Origin of the sequence: Paenibacillus vortex V453 (assembly GCF_000193415.1) — a bacterium.
Classification (GTDB): domain Bacteria; phylum Bacillota; class Bacilli; order Paenibacillales; family Paenibacillaceae; genus Paenibacillus_AQ; species Paenibacillus_AQ glucanolyticus.
The window spans coordinates 38704-56345 of record NZ_ADHJ01000005.1 but is presented as its reverse complement, the minus strand read 5'-3'; the positions used below and the strand labels follow the sequence as shown (position 1 = coordinate 56345).

Genomic DNA, 17642 nt, shown 5'->3' with positions numbered 1-17642 from the left:
ATCAAGTCCGCTCGACTTGCATGTATTAGGCACGCCGCCAGCGTTCGTCCTGAGCCAGGATCAAACTCTCCAAAAAGGTTTGACTTGCTCATTTAGAAACTGACGAGAATTTGTTCAATTCTCTATTTATGCTCCATCACCCAACAAACCAAAGGCTTGTACATGATGATTTCGCAATGGATTTTACAAGTAAAATCCTTACTCACTCGTTGTTCAGTTTTCAAAGATCAATCGTTTTTTGTTTGTCATCCGCATCTCAGCGGCGACTTTTATAATATATCATACTAGCTTGCTGTTGGTCAAGAAGTTTTTTTGTATTTTTTCCAATCAATCTTCTGCCTAACCGGTCAATCTTTTACACCCCAAATCAAACGGGCGAACATTAATGTATCATAGATTATAAGCATGCGTCAACTACCCTAATAAAGTTATTTTTAAACCGACCAAGAGAGCTACGCCAGGCAGACCCAATACCATTACAGTTCCAATGGTCATTGGATTCAGGGGAATGTAAGTCTCCGCCGCTAAACCAGTGAAATTCACAATATAAATCGCCACCGCAGAGAGAGCAAGATGAGCGCCAAATACAGTTAACCAACCCAGCCCGAGTTTCTTTCTGAAGATGATATAGATGAGCAATAATAGCGATATGCTTAGAACCCCTAGAACAACCAGTTTCATAGATACTCCTCCTTCATATGGTATAAGAACCGCAACAGCGGCCTCTTTTAGCCATTCTCTCTCTTCTGCTCGATATACTGCATCTGCGCCCCATCCAGGTTGAGCTGCTTGGCCTGTTTGAGATTCATCTGGTATTTACGTTCCGCTGCCTCCAGCATGTAGATGGCATAATCAATCTGATCCTGACCCGTAGCCTCTTGAAATAGCAGATGAGCACGTTCCCACTCCATCTGGGATCTCCGAACATCCATGAATACATGCCACATCCGCTCTTGATCCTCAATCGTGATGTAGGTTTCTTCCTCTCGCTTCTTCGACTGCTTCCACCATATCTTCATTCTGCTCACTCTCCTATGAATATGAATGTTTGGCACTGCCATTATGACCGTCTGTAACATTCATATCGAGAGGAGGACAAACTTAGAACCAAAACAAATCTTCCCTACTCTACTTTCTGCACAGCAAAAAGACAAAGAAAAAACGAGCCATCAGAATACCTTCTAATGCTCGTTCGTGTTCAGGGATTTAAGACCGCCTATCCCTATACCATTATTCTTTTGAAAAAAACACTGCTGCAGCAACGCCTAATGTCCCTCCCTAATGTAAGCAAGGATTCATTTAAATTAAGCTGCGCAGGGATGGTGAGAACATATTAGTTCAATTCACGCCGTCCTTCGAGCGCCTTGGACAAGGTTACTTCATCCGCATACTCCAAGTCGCCGCCCACAGGAAGTCCATGAGCAATTCGGGTCACTTTAATATCAAATGGACGGACAAGCCGCGATATGTACATCGCCGTCGCCTCACCTTCAATATTCGCATTCGTGGCCAAAATCAATTCTTTCACTCTCTCGTCGCTAAGGCGCGTAAGCAGCTCCTTGAGACGAATTTCGTCCGGTCCAATACCCTCCATGGGAGATATCGCTCCATGAAGAACGTGATAGTAGCCGTCAAATTCCTTCGTACGCTCCATCGCCACGAGATCTTTTGCATCCTGTACTACGCAGATGGTGGAGGGATCCCGGGTCTTGTCCTGACATACCCGGCACGGATCCGTATCGGTGATATTACAGCAGACAGAGCAGTAATGCAGATTCCTTTTGACGCTGACTAACGCTTTGGCAAAATCAATAACATCATCTTCCTTCATGTTCAGAACATGAAAAGCCAGGCGGGCGGCCGTTTTCGGCCCCACACCCGGCAGTCGCGTAAAGGCGTCAATGAGCTTCGCGATCGGTTCAGGATAGTACAAATGTAACTACTCCTTCTAGGTTAGATTAGAACAAGCCCGGGATTTTCATGCCGCCTGTAAATTTGCCCATATCGGCATTTGCGATTTCTTCTGCCTTGGCAAGTGCGTCATTAACCGCTGTGAGCACCAAGTCCTGCAGCATTTCCACGTCATCCGGATCAACTGCCTCCGGCTTGATGTTGATGGACAGAATTTGCTTGTGCCCACTCACTTCTACGGTAACCACGCCTCCGCCGGAAGTGCCTTCAACGGTTTTGGTAGCCAGCTCTTCCTGAGCTTTCAGCATTTGCTCCTGCATCTTTTTCACTTGCTTCATCATTTGGTTCATATTATTCATGGTTCATCTCTCCTTATAATAGGGTGCACGCAGTCACGTGCTAGTCTTTTATGACAACGAGGTCTTCCCCAAATAACTGGATCGCCTCATCAATCCATGGTTTTTCTCCACCGGCTTCAGCATCAGCCACCTCGTGCTCCAGCTTAAGCTCTTCTGCCTGAGGCTTGCCTGCTCCTTCAACCGCGTCGCTCCAGTCACGAAGCATCATCGTCACCAGATGATACGGCTTGCCGAGCGTAGAATCAAGCACCCCTTCAATCACCTGCTTATTCGCAGGTTTCTCGGTCGTTTCGCGGTGGATGTTGTTTTTGAAAGCGACAAGCACCTTGTCCTCCCATACGGACACCGGCTCTCCATCCATCAGCCACGCGTGGACCGTAACCTTCTCCTCTTTTACATTCTGGAGTATTTGAGCCCACTGCCGCTGAACTGCGGTGTACTCTTCCCCGGTTCGGGAAGCTACATACTGATCCATATGCTGCGGAATCTTGGCTGATGATGCTGCTTTCGGCGCTGGTGTACGGGTAGACTTGGCAGCTTCCCGTTGGTTCGACGCTGGAACACCGTTCTGCATCAGGCGTTCCAGCTTCTTCTCGAGCGCGGCTACATGCTGCTTCAACTGAGCCAGCTCCCCGGCGTCGGCTGTACCATGGGCACTTGTTGCCCCACCCGCGGATTGAGGAATACCGGAAAGCTTAAGCAGGGCTACCTCAAACAAGGTTTGCGGCTGCGAGGCGTACTTCATCTCACTCTGATAGCGGCTCAGCGTATCAATCATCTGAAATAATTCATCGCGGCTGAAGGCATTGGCCATTTCCTGAAATTCTGCCGGATTCAGAACCCGGTCGGTCAGTTTGTCGGCATCGGGCACCATCTTGATCATAAGCAAATCACGGAAATAATACAGGAGATTCTCCATGCACTTGTCGGCACTTTTTCCCTCCTGCATAAACTGCTCCACGATTTGCAGCACGAGCCCGGCATCCCCCTGTTTCACGGCGCTGGCAAGACGCCCAAACTGCTCCGAGGCAATACCACCCGTCATGTCCATGACCTGTTGATAAGACACCGTGCCACCGGTAAACGAAGCGATCTGATCCAGAATACTCAGTGCATCACGCATACCGCCATCCGATAGGCGGGCAATATACTGCAGCGCTTCATGATCTGCCGTAATTCCCTCTTCCCCGCAAATCTGCTGCAATCGACCGGTTTGCTCATCAAGGGAGACCCTCCGAAAATCAAACCGCTGACAGCGTGAAATAATCGTTGCAGGAAGTCTATGGGGCTCTGTTGTCGCTAGTATAAACATCACGTGTGCCGGCGGCTCCTCCAGCGTTTTCAATAAGGCATTGAATGCTTCCGTCGTCAACATGTGCACTTCATCGATAATATAAACTTTGCGCCGGACCTCGGTCGGTGCGTATTTGACCTTCTCCCGCAAATCACGGATCTCCTCGACACCGCGGTTGGATGCAGCGTCGATCTCCTGAACATCCATAACGGCTCCGGACGTTATCCGCCGGCAGGCTTCGCATTCGTTGCAGGGTTCCTCAGCCGGACCATGCTCGCAGTTCACGGCTTTGGCCAAAATTTTAGCGGCACTGGTCTTGCCCGTACCCCGTGGACCGCTGAACAGGTAGGCATGGGAAACCCGCTGCTCGCGAATGGCATTCTGCAGGGTCTGGATAATATGCTGCTGGCCCACCATGTCACCGAATGACTGCGGTCGCCAAGCACGATATAACGCGATATGTTCCACTGTGCTTTACCCTCTTTCAACTTCCACTTCACGAAGATTAATAACTAATCGGTATAGACTGCAGCCCCATCTCCGTGTGCATTGCTCTTACTTTCATGGTCAATCTCAACCTGAAAAAGCGTGAGTTAACGGTTATATTATACTACATTCTATACTACTTTCCCCTGCCTTAGCAAAACGTTTACTTGGAAATCTTTATCCAAGTTAGCATGAAGGATTTCCCTCGATAGCAGGCAGCCTCGACAAAAAACACCCTTGCCAATGGCAAAGGTGTTATGTGCAGTTATGTATACCGTGCACCTGTTATTGATAATTGCGATCCGAGCGGCAATCCTGAACAACAACTCGGGCTAGGCACCCCTCCGGCACAAAAGCGATCTTGCTTATGGCTGCTTCCTTCCGGACCTGACCAGGTTCACAAGTGCTCATTGCGGAGGACCCAACCGTCAACATTGAGTGCAGGGACCAGCCTCACATCGACAATACCTCTAACAGGAATTCAACCTCGCTACAGCGGATTGCGAGTTACAGGGCACCGCTACCTCCCCGTCTAGCACGGCGAACTTTAGTATATCGCATGGCTATCAAAAAAGCAACCGACGGAAGAAGTTACAAGGCATATCACGCCTATAGACAGACAAAAACCCTTCGGCCATAGGGGCGAAGGGTTTGTTTATTAGATACCGTATTTCTTTTTGAATCTATCAACACGACCGCCAGCATCCAGGAATTTCTGTTTACCTGTGAAGAACGGATGACAGTTCGAGCAAATCTCTACACGAAGATCTGGTTTTACAGAACCTGTTTCAAACGTATTACCGCAAGCACAAGTAACTGTAGTAACGTGATATTTCGGTTGAATATCTTGTTTCATTGTAGCTTTCACCTCTTTCCGCCCTGAGCCTCATGCGGACCCAGAGTTATATGGACACATAAACCGAGTATATCACGAGCATATTGATTGCGCAATAGCCCATACACAAAACATCAGACAAGTTCACAAATGGAATTTCACCCTGTTTTTAGCAGATAAACAACGGGCCGTGTACCGGTTAAATCAGAGACGTTCTCTTCTTCGGTCTTGCCTGTCCGGCAGGAGGTACATGAGTGTAGGATCCAATGACCACATCAGGTAATTCCTCTTGCATAATCTCAATGGCCTGCTTCATCCCGAGAATCTCGCCTTGTGCAGGCGGAATGAGCTGGAGATAGCTTTCAGGGTCGATATTAAGATTACGAAGCTGGATTAATTTAAGCCCAGTACGCCGGGCAAACTCAATCATGGCTTCCAGCTCTTCCTCGCGATCGGTTACGCCGGGGAAGATCAGATAGTTGATGGAAGTATACACACCTTGGTCGGTTGCATAGCGAAGGGACTTCTCCACATTAGCGAGCGTATATCCTCTTGGTTTGTAGTATGCGTTATAATGGCCATCCAATGCACTGATGGTGCTCACTCGCATCAAGTCAAGGCCCGCATCCACGATGCCGCGGATGAAATCGGTCAAACCCGCATTGGTATTAATATTGATATATCCCATATCCGTCTGTGACCGAACTTCTCTCATCGCTTCGATAATGATCTTCGCTTGTGTGGAAGGCTCACCCTCACAACCTTGGCCAAAGCTGATGATGGACTCCGGTGTTTTCAGATGTTCCAGCATCACCTGCACCAGCTCATCTACCCTCGGGCGGAAATTCATCCGGGTCTGAGGGGCGACAAAGCCGCTGTCATCCGGCTGTTCCGAGATACACCCGAAACAGCCTGCATTACAGGAATAGGATACGGGAACCGCACCCTCCCAGCGATTCAGGAACGTGTTCGATGCCGTGAGGCATTCGTATCCCAATGCACAGTTGGACAGATGCTCATAGAGCCGGTTCTCCGGATATTTCTCCTTCAGAGTCTTAACCCCAAGCTCAAGATCATTCAAATCGCAATTCATTGGATTCCACTTCTCAGGGTCATCGGACAAGCGCGCAGTTGTGTAAAATGCGCCATCCTTCCACACGACAGCCGAATAACCGAAGAGCGGCAGCTTGTATTCCTTGTCTGACTTCACATAGCCTGGCAAGCACAATCGGGTATAGCCTTGCGGCAAAAGCGCTCCGACAGCTGTATACCCGTCTTCAAGCGGCATCATTTCACCGGTCTCAGGATCCATCCCGATGGCTCGGGTACTCGGAAGGCCGACCAGCGTAGCCCCATCTGGCAGAGGTATCAATTCATCATCCAATATTTCAACGATCATATCCCCACTGCGGGCAAGCCCGTACAGCTCAGAATGGTCGTATACGTTCCCTTGTTCATCTGCATAAACCAAATACATGTTGATCTCCTATTCTCCGGTTGTTCAGGGCTTACGTCTGAGGTGCCGTCGCTGCAGATGCACGCGATGGACGTCTGGCCGACTCGGCCCTGAGTCCCGGTTACCGCTGCTGCTGTTGGCATTAACATCAAATGAAGCCAAGAATTCCGCATTGTTCTTGCTGTCACGCATTTTTTTGAGGAACCCTTCCACAAAGTCAGCGGAATCGTTCATATTTTTACGGATTGCCCAAATGGTGTCCAGTTCATCCTTGTTCAGCAGCACCTCTTCACGCCGTGTACCCGAGCGACGAATGTCGATTGCCGGGAAAATACGACGTTCCGCGAAACGGCGGTCCAAATGCAGCTCCATATTGCCTGTTCCTTTAAATTCCTCATAAATGATGTCATCCATCCGGGACCCTGTTTCAACCAAGGCAGTAGCGAGTATGGTCAGACTTCCGCCTTCTTCCACGTTACGCGCAGACCCGAAGAAACGCTTCGGACGATGGAATGCCGCAGGATCAATACCGCCGCTTAGCGTTCTGCCGGAAGGAGGAATGACCAGGTTGTATGCACGGGCAAGACGGGTAATGCTGTCCAGCAAAATAACAACGTCCTTCTTATGCTCCACCAGCCTCAATGCACGCGACAATACCAGTTCCGCAACCTTGATATGGTTCTCCGGAAGCTCGTCGAACGTTGAAGCAACCACCTCGCCCTTTACGGAACGCTGCATATCCGTTACTTCTTCTGGCCGTTCATCGATGAGTAAAACAAACAGTTCAATCTCTGGATTGTTGGTTGAGATGCTGTTGGCGATTTCTTTCAAGAGGAGCGTTTTCCCTGCTTTTGGCGGCGCCACGATCAAACCGCGTTGTCCTAAACCTACAGGTGCAAGCAAATCCATAATTCGGGTTGACAACTGATTAGGGGATGTTTCAAGAACAAGCTTTTCTTGCGGATAAAGAGGAGTCAAGGCTGGGAAGTGCAAGCGTTCCGCTGCAACGGCTGGATTCTCTCCATTTACGGCGTTAACCTGCAGCAGTCCGAAGTAACGTTCGTTCTCTTTAGGTGTTCGACATTTGCCTGAGACCAAATCTCCGGTCCGTAAATCAAATTTGCGAATTTGGGATGCCGAGATGTATATGTCCTCCGTGCTTGGCAAATAGTTAATCGGTCTAAGGAAGCCGTATCCTTCCGGCAAAATCTCAAGTACGCCCTCCATAAACATCAAGCCGCTCTGTTCCGCCTGGGCTCGGAGAATCGCAAATATCAGTTCTTTTTTCTTCAACTGGCCATAATAAGGAATCTGATATTTCTTGGCCAGCTTATACAGATCCGTCAGCTTCATGCCTTCCAAATCGGATATTTGTAAATCCATTCAATAACCACCTATTCAATTATTTGTTTCTGTCGCAGCAGAACCTGCTGTCATGTAGTCTATTATTCTATGAGAGCTTTACTAGGAGCATTACCCAAATCAGAGGGAGATATGCAGTTCGGTCCACATATTTCCCTCATTTTGGAAAAAATCACTCTTCCTCGGTCTCACGCCATACGTCAGCACCCAGCATTCGCAGATTGGATACCAGATGATCATAACCGCGATCAATGAATTCCACGCCACTGACTTCGGTTACCCCTTCGGGTACGGTTAGACCCGCAATGACTAATGCGGCACCTGCGCGAAGGTCCGTCGCCTTGACTTTGGCTGCGTTCAGCGGCCCGCCTTCAATAATGGCTGAGCGTCCCTCCACACGGATTCTGGCCCCCATGCGAACTAACTCTGGTACATGTTTAAACCGGTTGCTATATACAAAATCACTGAGGACACTGACGCCTTCTGCTTGGGTGAGCAGGCTGGTCATCGGTGATTGCAAATCCGTTGCAAATCCAGGATATATAAGAGCCTTCACGTCGGCATGCTGATACCGGTCCTTACCGGTAACGCGAATGCTTTCGTCCAGTTCTTCGATGCCAACGCCCATCTCGATCAGCTTGGCCGTAAGGGCTTCAAGATGCTTCGGAATGACGTTGTCGATCAGAACATCACCGCGTGTAGCGGCAGCAGCAATCATATATGTACCGGCCTGAATCCGGTCTGGAATAATGGAATGACGGCAGCCATGCATCTCGGTTACGCCTTCAATCCGGATGGTCTCCGTCCCGGCGCCCTTGATGACAGCTCCCATGGAATTTAATAGTGTAGCAACATCTATAATTTCAGGCTCTTTCGCCGCATTTTCGATAATTGTGGAGCCTTTGGCCTTGGCAGCCGCCAGCATAATGTTAATGGTTGCACCAACACTGCTTACATCCAGATATATCTTAGCGCCCCGCAGCTCTTTGGCGTGCAGATGAATCGAACCGTGTTCATTGGTCACGGTCGCACCCAGGGCTTCAAAGCCCTTAATGTGCTGGTCAATGGGACGAGGTTCAAAATTACAGCCGCCCGGCAGTCCGATCACGGCTTCTTTAAATCTTCCAAGCATGGCGCCCATCATATAGTAGGACGCGCGCAGTTTCTTCACGGGTCCGTTAGGCATCGGAATAGATTTGATATCAGAAGGGTCAATTCTCATCTGATTGCCTTCCCATGAAACTTGACCGCCTAACTCTTCCAGTATCTCAGCATAAACAGCTACATCGCTGAGAAGCGGCAAATTATCAAGTACGACTTCCGATTCCGCCAGGATTGCGGCGGGAATTAACGCAATTGCACTGTTCTTGGCACCACTGATTGTTACAGTACCTCGCAGTGGGCGTCCACCGCTGATCATCAATTTTTCCATAAGCTTTCGGGTCCCCCTACATCACTTCGCAGCCGGAAATGGTTCTGATAGCCGTCATTATAGTAAATGAAATGGAAAAACACCGGCTATGCGGTGTGCTTTCCATTTCATTGTATGCAGCATAAGACAGCCTAAATATCTCAGGTGATTCCAATCGTCCTGTTATGGCCCCTAGGGCTACAAGCGACTCGAATAACTATGAATTAAGCTTGATTGTTGGAACCAAACTCACGGATTTTGCCAACAACGGTTTCTTTGATCGCTTCACGACCTGGTTTCAGGAATGTACGAGGATCGTAAGCTTCTGGTTTAGCAGCAAGCACTTCACGAACAACTTTGGAGAACGAGATTTGGTTCTCGGTGTTCACGTTAATTTTGGAAGTACCCAGAGAGATGGCTTTCTTGATATCATGAGTCGGAATCCCCGTACCACCATGAAGCACCAATGGAAGCTTCACTGCATTGCGGATTTCTTCCATCTCTTTGAAACCAAGGTTTGGCTCGCCTTTGTAAGGACCGTGAACAGAACCAAGCGCAGGTGCCAGTGTATCGATGCCTGTCTCATTCACGATGCGTACACAGTCGTCCAGCTTCGCGTACATTACGTCACCGATTACGTCATCTTCTTGTCCGCCGACCATGCCTACTTCAGCCTCAACGGAAACACCTTTGGAATGAGCGTATTCAACCACTTGCTTCGTTGTTTCGATATTCGTGTCAATCGGGCTGTGGGAATCATCGATCATAACCGAAGTGAATCCTGCGTCGATTGCTTCTTTACACTTCTCAACACTTGAACCGTGGTCAAGGTGAATGGCGACAGGAACTGTTACTTTCAGATCCTCCATCAGACCTTTTACCATGTGTACAACGGTGCTGAATCCACCCATATAACGAGCTGCGCCTTCAGAAACACCCAGAATGACTGGAGATTTCTCTTGCTCAGCTGCTTCAAGAATTGCATATGTCCACTCCAGGTTATTGATGTTGTATTGACCAACAGCATATTTACCTTCAAGTGCTTTGTTCAGCATGTCTGTCATTGATACTAATGGCATGGTTTCATCCTCCTAAAGATGCTTAGTTTGTCTATGGTTTTTAGCCGATATAACATACGGCCTTATTATACCACATCGCGTCATAAATACTAAACAAGCATTTCCTAAAATGCTGCGACGGACCTCACATTCTGGCAAAAAAAAGAATTCCGCCCTTTGAGCAGAATTCATAGTTCAACCGATATTGTTGGCGGTCCCTTTTAACTGCATATTGACGGCTTGCCGCATCTCATCAATATCAAAAGGTTTGGTGAAATGCATCAGTGCGCCAAGATCGGTTGCTTCCTTGATCATGTCGAGTTCCCCGTAAGCTGTCATCATGATCACCTTGATGTCCGGATTCATCTGTTTAATATGCTTCAAAATCTCAAGCCCGTCCATTCCAGGAATTTTCATATCCAGCAGCACCAGATCCGGCGTGTGCAGCTTTACAATTTCAAGCGCTGCCTTTCCGTTCGCCGCTTGAAACGTCTCGTACCCTTCACTGCTGAACACTTCCACAAGCAGGATGCGGATACCGTTCTGGTCATCCACAATCAACACTTTGTGTTTGCTTTGTTTGCTCATCCTTCCAACCTCCCGATACTTAAATCGTGCAATGAGTATATGCAAACTCGAAAGTTCCTAACTTTCCCATAAACCGACCATTATTTGTATTCGCCTGTAGATGTCGAATTCCTTCCTATCTCGAAAAAAGTACGAAAAAAAGATAAATGGATAGCTGTAAACAAAGTCGACAGCAAGGATGTTTACTTCGAACCCTGTCCAAAAACTTTACAAACGCACCGAAAATATAAAATAAAGTCAAAAAAGAGCCTCTTCAAAAGAGGCTCTTCCCATATTATGCATTGTGCTGAATCGAAGCTTTTACAAATTCACGGAACAGCGGCTGGGGACGGTTTGGACGAGAAGTGAACTCCGGATGGAATTGCACAGCAAGGAACCATGGATGTCCTGGCAGTTCCACAATTTCAACCAAGCGTCCATCCGGAGATGTACCGGAAATACGCAAGCCTGCTTTCTCGATATCTTCACGGTATTGGTTGTTGAATTCATACCGGTGGCGATGTCTTTCATAAACCAGCTCATCCTGATAGCAGGACTCCGCAAGTGATCCCGGAACCAGCTTGCATGGATACAATCCAAGACGCATCGTACCGCCGAGATCCTCAATGTCTTTCTGCTCCGGCAGAAGATCGATGACCGGATATTCAGTAGCCGGATCGATCTCAGAGCTGTTCGCACCACTCAGTCCCAGAATGGAGCGGGCATATTCGATAACCGACACCTGCATGCCAAGGCAGATACCGAAGAATGGAATATTGCGCTCGCGAGCATAACGAATTGCACTGATCTTACCCTCGATACCCCGGTCACCAAATCCGCCCGGTACGAGGATGCCGCCTATGCCATTCAGCATATCTTCGACGTTGTCTGCCGTAATTTCTTCGGCATTTACCCAGCGGACCTTCACTTCGGCATTCGCATCAAATCCGGCGTGGGATAATGACTCAACAACACTAAGGTACGCATCATGGAGCGCGACATATTTACCAACAATTGCGATCTCAACGGTCTTCTCCAGCTTGGATACGCGTTCTACGAGATCTTCCCACTCGCTCATATCCGGTGCCGGTGTCGTTAATTTCAAATGATTGACTACAATTTCATCAAGACCTTCATCACGCAAATTCAGCGGTACCTCATAGAGTGAGGACGCATCGCGGCATTCTACGACCGCGTTAGGATCAATGTCGCAGAAGAGCGCGATTTTCGCTTTCATCTCGGTTGAAAGCTCATGTTCTGTACGGCAGACAATGACATTTGGCTGAATGCCGATACTGCGAAGTTCTTTTACACTGTGCTGGGTCGGCTTCGTTTTCACTTCACCAGCTGCCTTAATATATGGAATGAGGGTTACATGAATATACATGACGTTCTCACGGCCAACGTCGCTCTTGATTTGACGGATGGCCTCAAGGAAAGGAAGGCTTTCGATATCACCAACCGTGCCGCCGATTTCGGTAATGACTACATCCGAACCCGCTTCACGGCCTGCACGGAATACGCGCTCTTTAATTTCATTCGTAATATGAGGGATAACCTGCACGGTGCCGCCCAAATATTCTCCCCGACGCTCCTTGCTGATGACAGATGAGTATACTTTACCTGTTGTCACATTGCTGTTCTTCGATAGGTTAATATCGATGAAGCGCTCATAGTGTCCCAGGTCCAGGTCGGTTTCCGCACCATCGTCAGTAACGAACACTTCGCCATGCTGGTATGGACTCATGGTGCCCGGATCTATATTAATGTACGGATCGAATTTCTGAATCGTTACCTTGAGCCCTCTGTTCTTAAGCAATCTACCGAGCGAAGCGGCGGTAATTCCCTTACCAAGAGATGACACGACTCCGCCTGTTACAAAAATATACTTTGTCACTGTTAAAAACCCTCCTATATAATCTCCATAACTTCAGGCGACATATGATGTTTATCCTAACCCGTTTTCCCCTGATTCATCAGAGGGACCAACAAAAAGCATGGCTCGCTTCCAAAAATGGTGAGCGAGCTGACCTCCGACCTATTACAAACCGCATATACTTGACGCTTCAATGATCCTCGTATAGAGCTGCCTGCACGGCATCATACCGGCGCCGAGCGATTCCGAAATCTCATCACATCTCATCCAAGCACCTAAATCTTAATCGGCACGAAGCTTGGCAAGAGACATCCGCCAAAGCGGATTATTCACTGCAGAGATCAGTACTTCCCTACAAGCAGGATACTTTCTAGCCCACAAGAAAAACGCCTATCGACATACTCCATAGAAGACAGACCCAATTTTTTATGGTAAGTTTTCTTGCGATTTCAGGTCCAGAAGCTAGCGTCGTCTGCACTTTCTAATACCTTAAAAACAAAAAAAGTGACCCCGAATAAATAACGGGGCACTTTTATATTAAACATATTTAATCCACAATCATAAGCCCAAGCAATAGTTTACTCTGTGCCTTATCTGCTTGTCAAGAGAAGAACAAAGCTCAAAATTCCCCAATCACCTGACACCGTAAAACAAAGTCATAAACAAAGCAGACGGGCCCATAAGCCGCTGCTGAGAGACGGATTAATCCTTATCCTTTTCCTCAAATTCTTCCTCTTCCAGATCCTCTTCTTCCTCGGATTCTGAATCTTCATCATCCAATTCGTCATCATCCAGAACAACGTCTTCATCTACTTCATCTTCGGCATCGTCCTCATCCGAGAAGAGATCATCGTGATCATCATCGTCATCGTCGATGCTGTCAAAATCATCCTCGGTTTCGTCGGCACTGTAAGTTTCCTCTTCATCCGTGAAGTCGTCATCATCGTCGTCTTCATCATTAATGATCCGCGGACGCTTCGCGTTCGCAATCGGATCTTCGGACTTCTCAAGCGGGTACCAACGCTTCAGTCCCCACAGATTCGTTCCTACACATGCGAAACGTCCGTCTATATTGATCTCGGTATATAACTGGGCAATCGTTTCGTTAATTTCCTTTTCCGTAAAGCCGCGAAGCTTGGCCACCTCATTCATAAGGTCACGGTAATAATACGGCGTGTTGGCCGCCTTCAGAACCATAAAAGCCAGGTCAACCATTGGGATTTCCTGAATCTTCTCCGGATCGATCTTTAAATTGAGCGGATTACTCACTAACGCACACTTCCTCTCACACAAATCTTCACGTTATACCCTCAACATATCCATTATCAAAACTAAGTAAAACCTATTTGGAAATAAAAATCAAGTTTTTATGCGCCACGGCCCGTCCGATACCAAAAAGGAAAAAGACGGAGACTCTTCCTCTCCGTCTTCTGACTGTACCCGCCCCAAGGATCGACTCCTTACGGGATAGATAAGAGAACCTTGATATTCTCTCCATGTATCTTATGTTCGCCCTTCTGTCTTTGACACGCGAATCAGGGCCTATTTCCCGGAAAAAGGGCAACATCCCATTCGGGCTCTCACCCCGACTCATACAATACTGAAGCAACGGTTCATCGAGAAGGGAGATTGCCACACATGGATTACACCCGGATCATGCAATCACTACTGACAGAGACGAACCCTATGCGGAACGTCCGGGACAAGAACCGGCGGCTCCTCACGTTTCATGACCCTCAGCTGTACCAGGAATGCATCAGCGAATGGAATCGGCTCGCCGGGAAAGCGCGTTTCCCGGAATCGATCAGCTACTCGCCGCTTACCCACACCATCATCGCTCCGGCTCCCCAGACAGCGAAGTTTGAAGCGGAGTTTCGACATGAGCTGATGGTCGAGGAGGATGAACAGGTTCATATCCAGGCCATACAGGGAACAATTGGAACGTTAACCGGGATCCCATGGGGTATCAAGCAAATCAAAGCCCCTCATGCCTGGTCTATCTCGACAGGACACCGCATGAAGATTGCCGTTATTGACACAGGTGTGGATTTTTCTCATCCGGATCTGAAATACTCGCTGACCAGGGGGATCAATCTGGTTCATCGAAACATGCCGCCGTACGATGACAATGGGCACGGAACGCATATTTCGGGCACGATCGCTGCCGCGAACAGCACGCAAGGCATGATCGGCGTTGCCCCCCGATCTGTGGTATATCCTGTTAAGGCCTTTGATCATAACGGGTCCGCCTTCGTATCGGATATTATTCTGGCAATCGATTGGTGCGTACGCGCCGAGATCGATATCATCAATATGAGTTTCGGTATGCAGACCCGAAGCCGCGCACTGCTGGATATCGTAGGCAAGGCCAACCAAGCAGGCGTCATTATTGTTGCATCCTCCGGCAATGACGGCAAACGCCGTACAGCTGACTATCCCGCCCGCTATCCCCAAACCATATCTGTCGGAGCTACCGATCGCCACCGAAAAATTCCAGCCTTCAGCAATCGCGGGCAATTTGTAGATATTTATGCACCTGGAGACAAAATCGTGTCGGCCTGGCTGCAGGGAAAATACCACGAGATGAGCGGTACCTCCATGGCCACTTCTCATGTCAGCGGAACCATCGCCCTGCTGCTTGCGCAAAAACCTGATCTGAAAACGGCAACCACTCAAAAGCCCTGCTGCGGCGTACCTCCTCTCCACTCTAAGTCTCAAAAAAGGATACAGCGTCTCCGACGGAGAGGTTAATGCTTTCAAATTTTTGCGCGAGGGCATGAAATTATAATCTTGCACTTAAGAATGGACCCCAAAAATGAAATTCGCTTACAAAAAAACAGCCGCCTTCCCCCACGGAAAGACGGCTGTTGTCACCTATATCAAGGAAAGTTGAACCAAAACTCCATTACATACGTTCTGGCGCCGATACGCCCATCAGGCGAAGCACGTTAGCGATTACGGTACGAACAGCTCCAAGGAGAGCAAGACGTGCCTGTGTCTGATCCGCATCCTCTGTAATAACACGCTCGGCTCTATAGTAGCTGTGGAACGAAGAAGCCAGCTCATATACATAACGGATGAGTCTGTGCGGAGCGTAGTTATCCGCAGCAAGCGACACTTCCTGCGGGAGTTCCCCGATTTTGCGCAAAATGTCGTATTCATGCTCGGCGGTGAGCACGCTCAGGTTCACTTCAGCTAGCGGCAGCAGGTTGATCCCTTGCTCCTCGGCTTGGCGGAATACGCTGCAAATACGTGCGTGTGCGTATTGTACATAGAACACCGGGTTTTCGTTGGACGTAGAAACTGCCAAATCCATATCGAAATCCAGATGGGAATCCATGCTGCGCATCGTGAAGAAGTAACGAATCGCGTCCACACCTACTTCATCCATCAGGTCTTCCATCGTTACCGCTTTGCCGGTACGCTTGGACATTTTCACTTTCTCGCCATCCTGGAACAAGCTGACCATCTGGGCGATCAATACAATCAGTTTGTCCGGATCATTGCCAAGCGCCTCCATGGCAGCCTTCATACGCGGGACATAACCGTGGTGGTCCGCTCCCCAAATATTGAGGATCTTGTCGTATCCGCGCTCGTATTTGTTGCGGTGGTACGCAATATCCGGTGTCAGGTAAGTATAGGTTCCGTCATTCTTAACGAGGACGCGGTCCTTATCATCCCCATAGTCGGTTGTACGAAGCCAGGTTGCTCCATCCTTCTCGTAGGCCTCGCCTTTTGATCTCAGCTCTTCCAGAGACTTCTCGACAAGACCGTCCTCGTAAAGGGACGTTTCGCTAAACCATTCGTCAAAATGAACGCGGAATCGATTCAAATCGCGTTTGATTTTGCCCAGTTCCTTCTCGAGCCCGAACTCACGGAAAAAGGCTGTTCTCTCTCCAGGGCTCATGGACAACAAGGAATCGCCTTTCTCAGCCACAAGCTCTTTGGCAAAACCTTTGATATCTTCGCCATGGTAGCCGTCTTCCGGCATTTCGGCATCTTGACCCAGCTCTTGCAAATACCGAGCTTCCAGGGATTTAATCAGGTTCACGACCTGATTGCCTGCATCATTAATGTAATACTCGCGCGTTACTTCGTATCCTGCATAGTCGAGCACATTGCAGAGCGCATCGCCTACGGCTGCGCCGCGGGCATGGCCCAGGTGCAGGCTTCCTGTCGGATTGGCACTGACAAACTCCATCTGAACCTTCTGTCCCTCGCCGATGGTAATCCGTCCGTAGTTGTCGCCCTGCTCTTGTACCAAAGCTACGATGGGATAGAGGTAACCCTTGTCCAGGGTAAAATTAATAAAACCCGGTCCGGCAATCTCCGCTTTCTCAATGGAAGCTTTTGCCGTGTCCAAATGCTCCAGAATAGCCTCGGCAATTTGCCGGGGATTCTTCTTGGCGATACGCGTCAGCTGCATCGCAGCATTCGTCGCCAAATCACCGTGCGATTTATCCTTCGGCACTTCCAGCGTAATGGCCGGCAGCTCCTCACGGGAAACCAGCCCTGCAGCCACGGCAGCGTCCGCTACCGCTTCGGCAACCAGCCCGTTAATGTGATCTAATGGATTCATAGTCATGATTCTTGTGCCTCCTGAATAGTCAAACTAATAGAAAAGTGTCCCGAAAACTCGCCCGACACATATAAATCATACGCCCAAGCCGCGCGTCCGGACATGCCCTCAAGCGCCAGCTCCAGACGCTGGGTATGCGTAGACAGATTAAATGAAGTGAACGGAGAGCGGTAGTAACCCGGTAACCGCTGACCCAGCTGAAACGACTGCTCGGATTCCACCTCGCCGTGCCGAATCAGCTTAAGCCCGTCCTCCGTCAGCTTGAGCATCGCCCGGGTTTCCCCTTGATGCGGCCCGAGTGCGGGTTCTGTATAACGAACATACAGAGCACTCCCTTTGATAAAAGCCTCTGCGGGCAGCTCCTGTACCGTATTCTCCCCTTCGTGAAGGCTGTGAAGACGGATGCTCACTTGTTTTCGGTCGTTCATGTACGTTCCTCTTTTCCTTA

General features: G+C 48.9%; 16 protein-coding genes, 1 rRNA gene and 1 other RNA gene. 1 reads left to right on the top strand and 17 read right to left on the bottom strand.

Translation table 11 applies throughout. The annotated features are described in order from the left end of the window. From PVOR_RS02550 to rpoE, 15 genes are all read right to left on the bottom strand, one after another. Positions 1 to 76, bottom strand: a 16S ribosomal RNA gene (locus PVOR_RS02550); the annotation flags it as partial. A gap of 338 nt (positions 77 to 414) precedes the next feature. Further along, on the bottom strand, positions 415 to 681 hold the full coding sequence (locus PVOR_RS02545; protein ID WP_006207511.1) for a pro-sigmaK processing inhibitor BofA family protein: 267 nt from the start codon (positions 679 to 681) through the stop codon (positions 415 to 417). A gap of 47 nt (positions 682 to 728) precedes the next feature. Continuing rightward, positions 729 to 1019 (bottom strand): hypothetical protein, encoded by a 291-nt coding sequence (locus PVOR_RS02540; RefSeq protein WP_006207510.1) that lies wholly within the window; start codon positions 1017 to 1019, stop codon positions 729 to 731. Between the two features lie 314 nt (positions 1020 to 1333). After that, the gene (recR, locus tag PVOR_RS02535; RefSeq protein WP_006207509.1) at positions 1334 to 1933 is read right to left on the bottom strand and encodes a recombination mediator RecR; all 600 of its coding nucleotides are present in this window, start codon (positions 1931 to 1933) and stop codon (positions 1334 to 1336) included. A 25-nt stretch (positions 1934 to 1958) separates the two neighbouring features. Next, positions 1959 to 2270 (bottom strand): YbaB/EbfC family nucleoid-associated protein, encoded by a 312-nt coding sequence (locus PVOR_RS02530; protein WP_006207508.1) that lies wholly within the window; start codon positions 2268 to 2270, stop codon positions 1959 to 1961. Positions 2271 to 2310: 40 nt separating this feature from the next. Continuing rightward, positions 2311 to 4032 carry a DNA polymerase III subunit gamma/tau gene (gene dnaX, locus PVOR_RS02525; RefSeq protein WP_006207507.1) on the bottom strand — a complete coding sequence of 574 codons (1722 nt, stop codon included), beginning with the start codon at positions 4030 to 4032 and terminating at the stop codon, positions 2311 to 2313. Positions 4033 to 4324: 292 nt separating this feature from the next. Beyond that, positions 4325 to 4591, bottom strand: an RNA gene (gene ffs, locus PVOR_RS29470) — signal recognition particle sRNA large type. A gap of 117 nt (positions 4592 to 4708) precedes the next feature. Further along, entirely contained in the window at positions 4709 to 4906 is a 198-nt protein-coding gene (gene rpmE / locus PVOR_RS02520; RefSeq protein WP_006207505.1) for a 50S ribosomal protein L31, read from the bottom strand. A gap of 178 nt (positions 4907 to 5084) precedes the next feature. Beyond that, on the bottom strand, positions 5085 to 6362 hold the full coding sequence (locus tag PVOR_RS02515; protein WP_006207504.1) for a radical SAM protein: 1278 nt from the start codon (positions 6360 to 6362) through the stop codon (positions 5085 to 5087). A 24-nt stretch (positions 6363 to 6386) separates the two neighbouring features. Beyond that, positions 6387 to 7724, bottom strand: coding sequence for a transcription termination factor Rho (gene rho, locus PVOR_RS02510; RefSeq protein WP_006207503.1), 1338 nt, complete (start codon positions 7722 to 7724; stop codon positions 6387 to 6389). A 151-nt stretch (positions 7725 to 7875) separates the two neighbouring features. Further along, positions 7876 to 9135, bottom strand: coding sequence for a UDP-N-acetylglucosamine 1-carboxyvinyltransferase (locus PVOR_RS02505; RefSeq protein ID WP_006207502.1), 1260 nt, complete (start codon positions 9133 to 9135; stop codon positions 7876 to 7878). A gap of 203 nt (positions 9136 to 9338) precedes the next feature. Then, complete coding sequence (gene fba, locus PVOR_RS02500; protein WP_006207501.1) at positions 9339 to 10193, bottom strand: class II fructose-1,6-bisphosphate aldolase; 855 nt, start codon at positions 10191 to 10193, stop codon at positions 9339 to 9341. Positions 10194 to 10367: 174 nt separating this feature from the next. After that, complete coding sequence (locus tag PVOR_RS02495) at positions 10368 to 10760, bottom strand: response regulator (RefSeq protein WP_006207500.1); 393 nt, start codon at positions 10758 to 10760, stop codon at positions 10368 to 10370. A 274-nt stretch (positions 10761 to 11034) separates the two neighbouring features. After that, complete coding sequence (locus PVOR_RS02490) at positions 11035 to 12636, bottom strand: CTP synthase (RefSeq protein ID WP_006207499.1); 1602 nt, start codon at positions 12634 to 12636, stop codon at positions 11035 to 11037. A 681-nt stretch (positions 12637 to 13317) separates the two neighbouring features. Then, a complete protein-coding gene (rpoE, locus tag PVOR_RS02485) occupies positions 13318 to 13884 on the bottom strand; it encodes a DNA-directed RNA polymerase subunit delta (protein WP_006207498.1) in 567 nt (188 codons plus the stop codon). A 369-nt stretch (positions 13885 to 14253) separates the two neighbouring features. On the opposite strand from rpoE, the gene PVOR_RS02480 reads away from it, so the two are divergent. Continuing rightward, positions 14254 to 15366 carry a S8 family peptidase gene (locus tag PVOR_RS02480; protein WP_006207497.1) on the top strand — a complete coding sequence of 371 codons (1113 nt, stop codon included), beginning with the start codon at positions 14254 to 14256 and terminating at the stop codon, positions 15364 to 15366. Between the two features lie 154 nt (positions 15367 to 15520). Here the strand turns inward: PVOR_RS02480 and argS are convergent, their stop codons facing one another. Both argS and PVOR_RS02470 read right to left on the bottom strand, forming a co-directional pair. Continuing rightward, the gene (argS, locus tag PVOR_RS02475) at positions 15521 to 17200 is read right to left on the bottom strand and encodes an arginine--tRNA ligase (protein WP_006207496.1); all 1680 of its coding nucleotides are present in this window, start codon (positions 17198 to 17200) and stop codon (positions 15521 to 15523) included. Continuing rightward, positions 17197 to 17622 (bottom strand): DUF1934 domain-containing protein, encoded by a 426-nt coding sequence (locus PVOR_RS02470; RefSeq protein WP_006207495.1) that lies wholly within the window; start codon positions 17620 to 17622, stop codon positions 17197 to 17199. Before PVOR_RS02470 ends, argS begins: the two co-directional genes overlap by 4 nt. Positions 17623 to 17642: the final 20 nt, after the last annotated feature.

Bases quoted from the DNA above. Each gene is read 5' to 3' on its own strand.
- PVOR_RS02545 (WP_006207511.1), bottom strand. From the start codon at position 681: ATGAAACTGGTTGTTCTAGGGGTTCTAAGCATATCGCTATTATTGCTC.
- rho (WP_006207503.1), bottom strand. From the start codon at position 7,724: ATGGATTTACAAATATCCGATTTGGAAGGCATGAAGCTGACGGATCTG.
- PVOR_RS02540 (WP_006207510.1), bottom strand. From the start codon at position 1,019: ATGAAGATATGGTGGAAGCAGTCGAAGAAGCGAGAGGAAGAAACCTAC.
- PVOR_RS02530 (WP_006207508.1), bottom strand. From the start codon at position 2,270: ATGAATAATATGAACCAAATGATGAAGCAAGTGAAAAAGATGCAGGAG.
- argS (WP_006207496.1), bottom strand. From the start codon at position 17,200: ATGACTATGAATCCATTAGATCACATTAACGGGCTGGTTGCCGAAGCG.
- PVOR_RS02505 (WP_006207502.1), bottom strand. From the start codon at position 9,135: ATGGAAAAATTGATGATCAGCGGTGGACGCCCACTGCGAGGTACTGTA.
- PVOR_RS02470 (WP_006207495.1), bottom strand. From the start codon at position 17,622: ATGAACGACCGAAAACAAGTGAGCATCCGTCTTCACAGCCTTCACGAA.
- PVOR_RS02515 (WP_006207504.1), bottom strand. From the start codon at position 6,362: ATGTATTTGGTTTATGCAGATGAACAAGGGAACGTATACGACCATTCT.
- rpmE (WP_006207505.1), bottom strand. From the start codon at position 4,906: ATGAAACAAGATATTCAACCGAAATATCACGTTACTACAGTTACTTGT.
- PVOR_RS02480 (WP_006207497.1), top strand. From the start codon at position 14,254: ATGGATTACACCCGGATCATGCAATCACTACTGACAGAGACGAACCCT.
- fba (WP_006207501.1), bottom strand. From the start codon at position 10,193: ATGCCATTAGTATCAATGACAGACATGCTGAACAAAGCACTTGAAGGT.
- PVOR_RS02495 (WP_006207500.1), bottom strand. From the start codon at position 10,760: ATGAGCAAACAAAGCAAACACAAAGTGTTGATTGTGGATGACCAGAAC.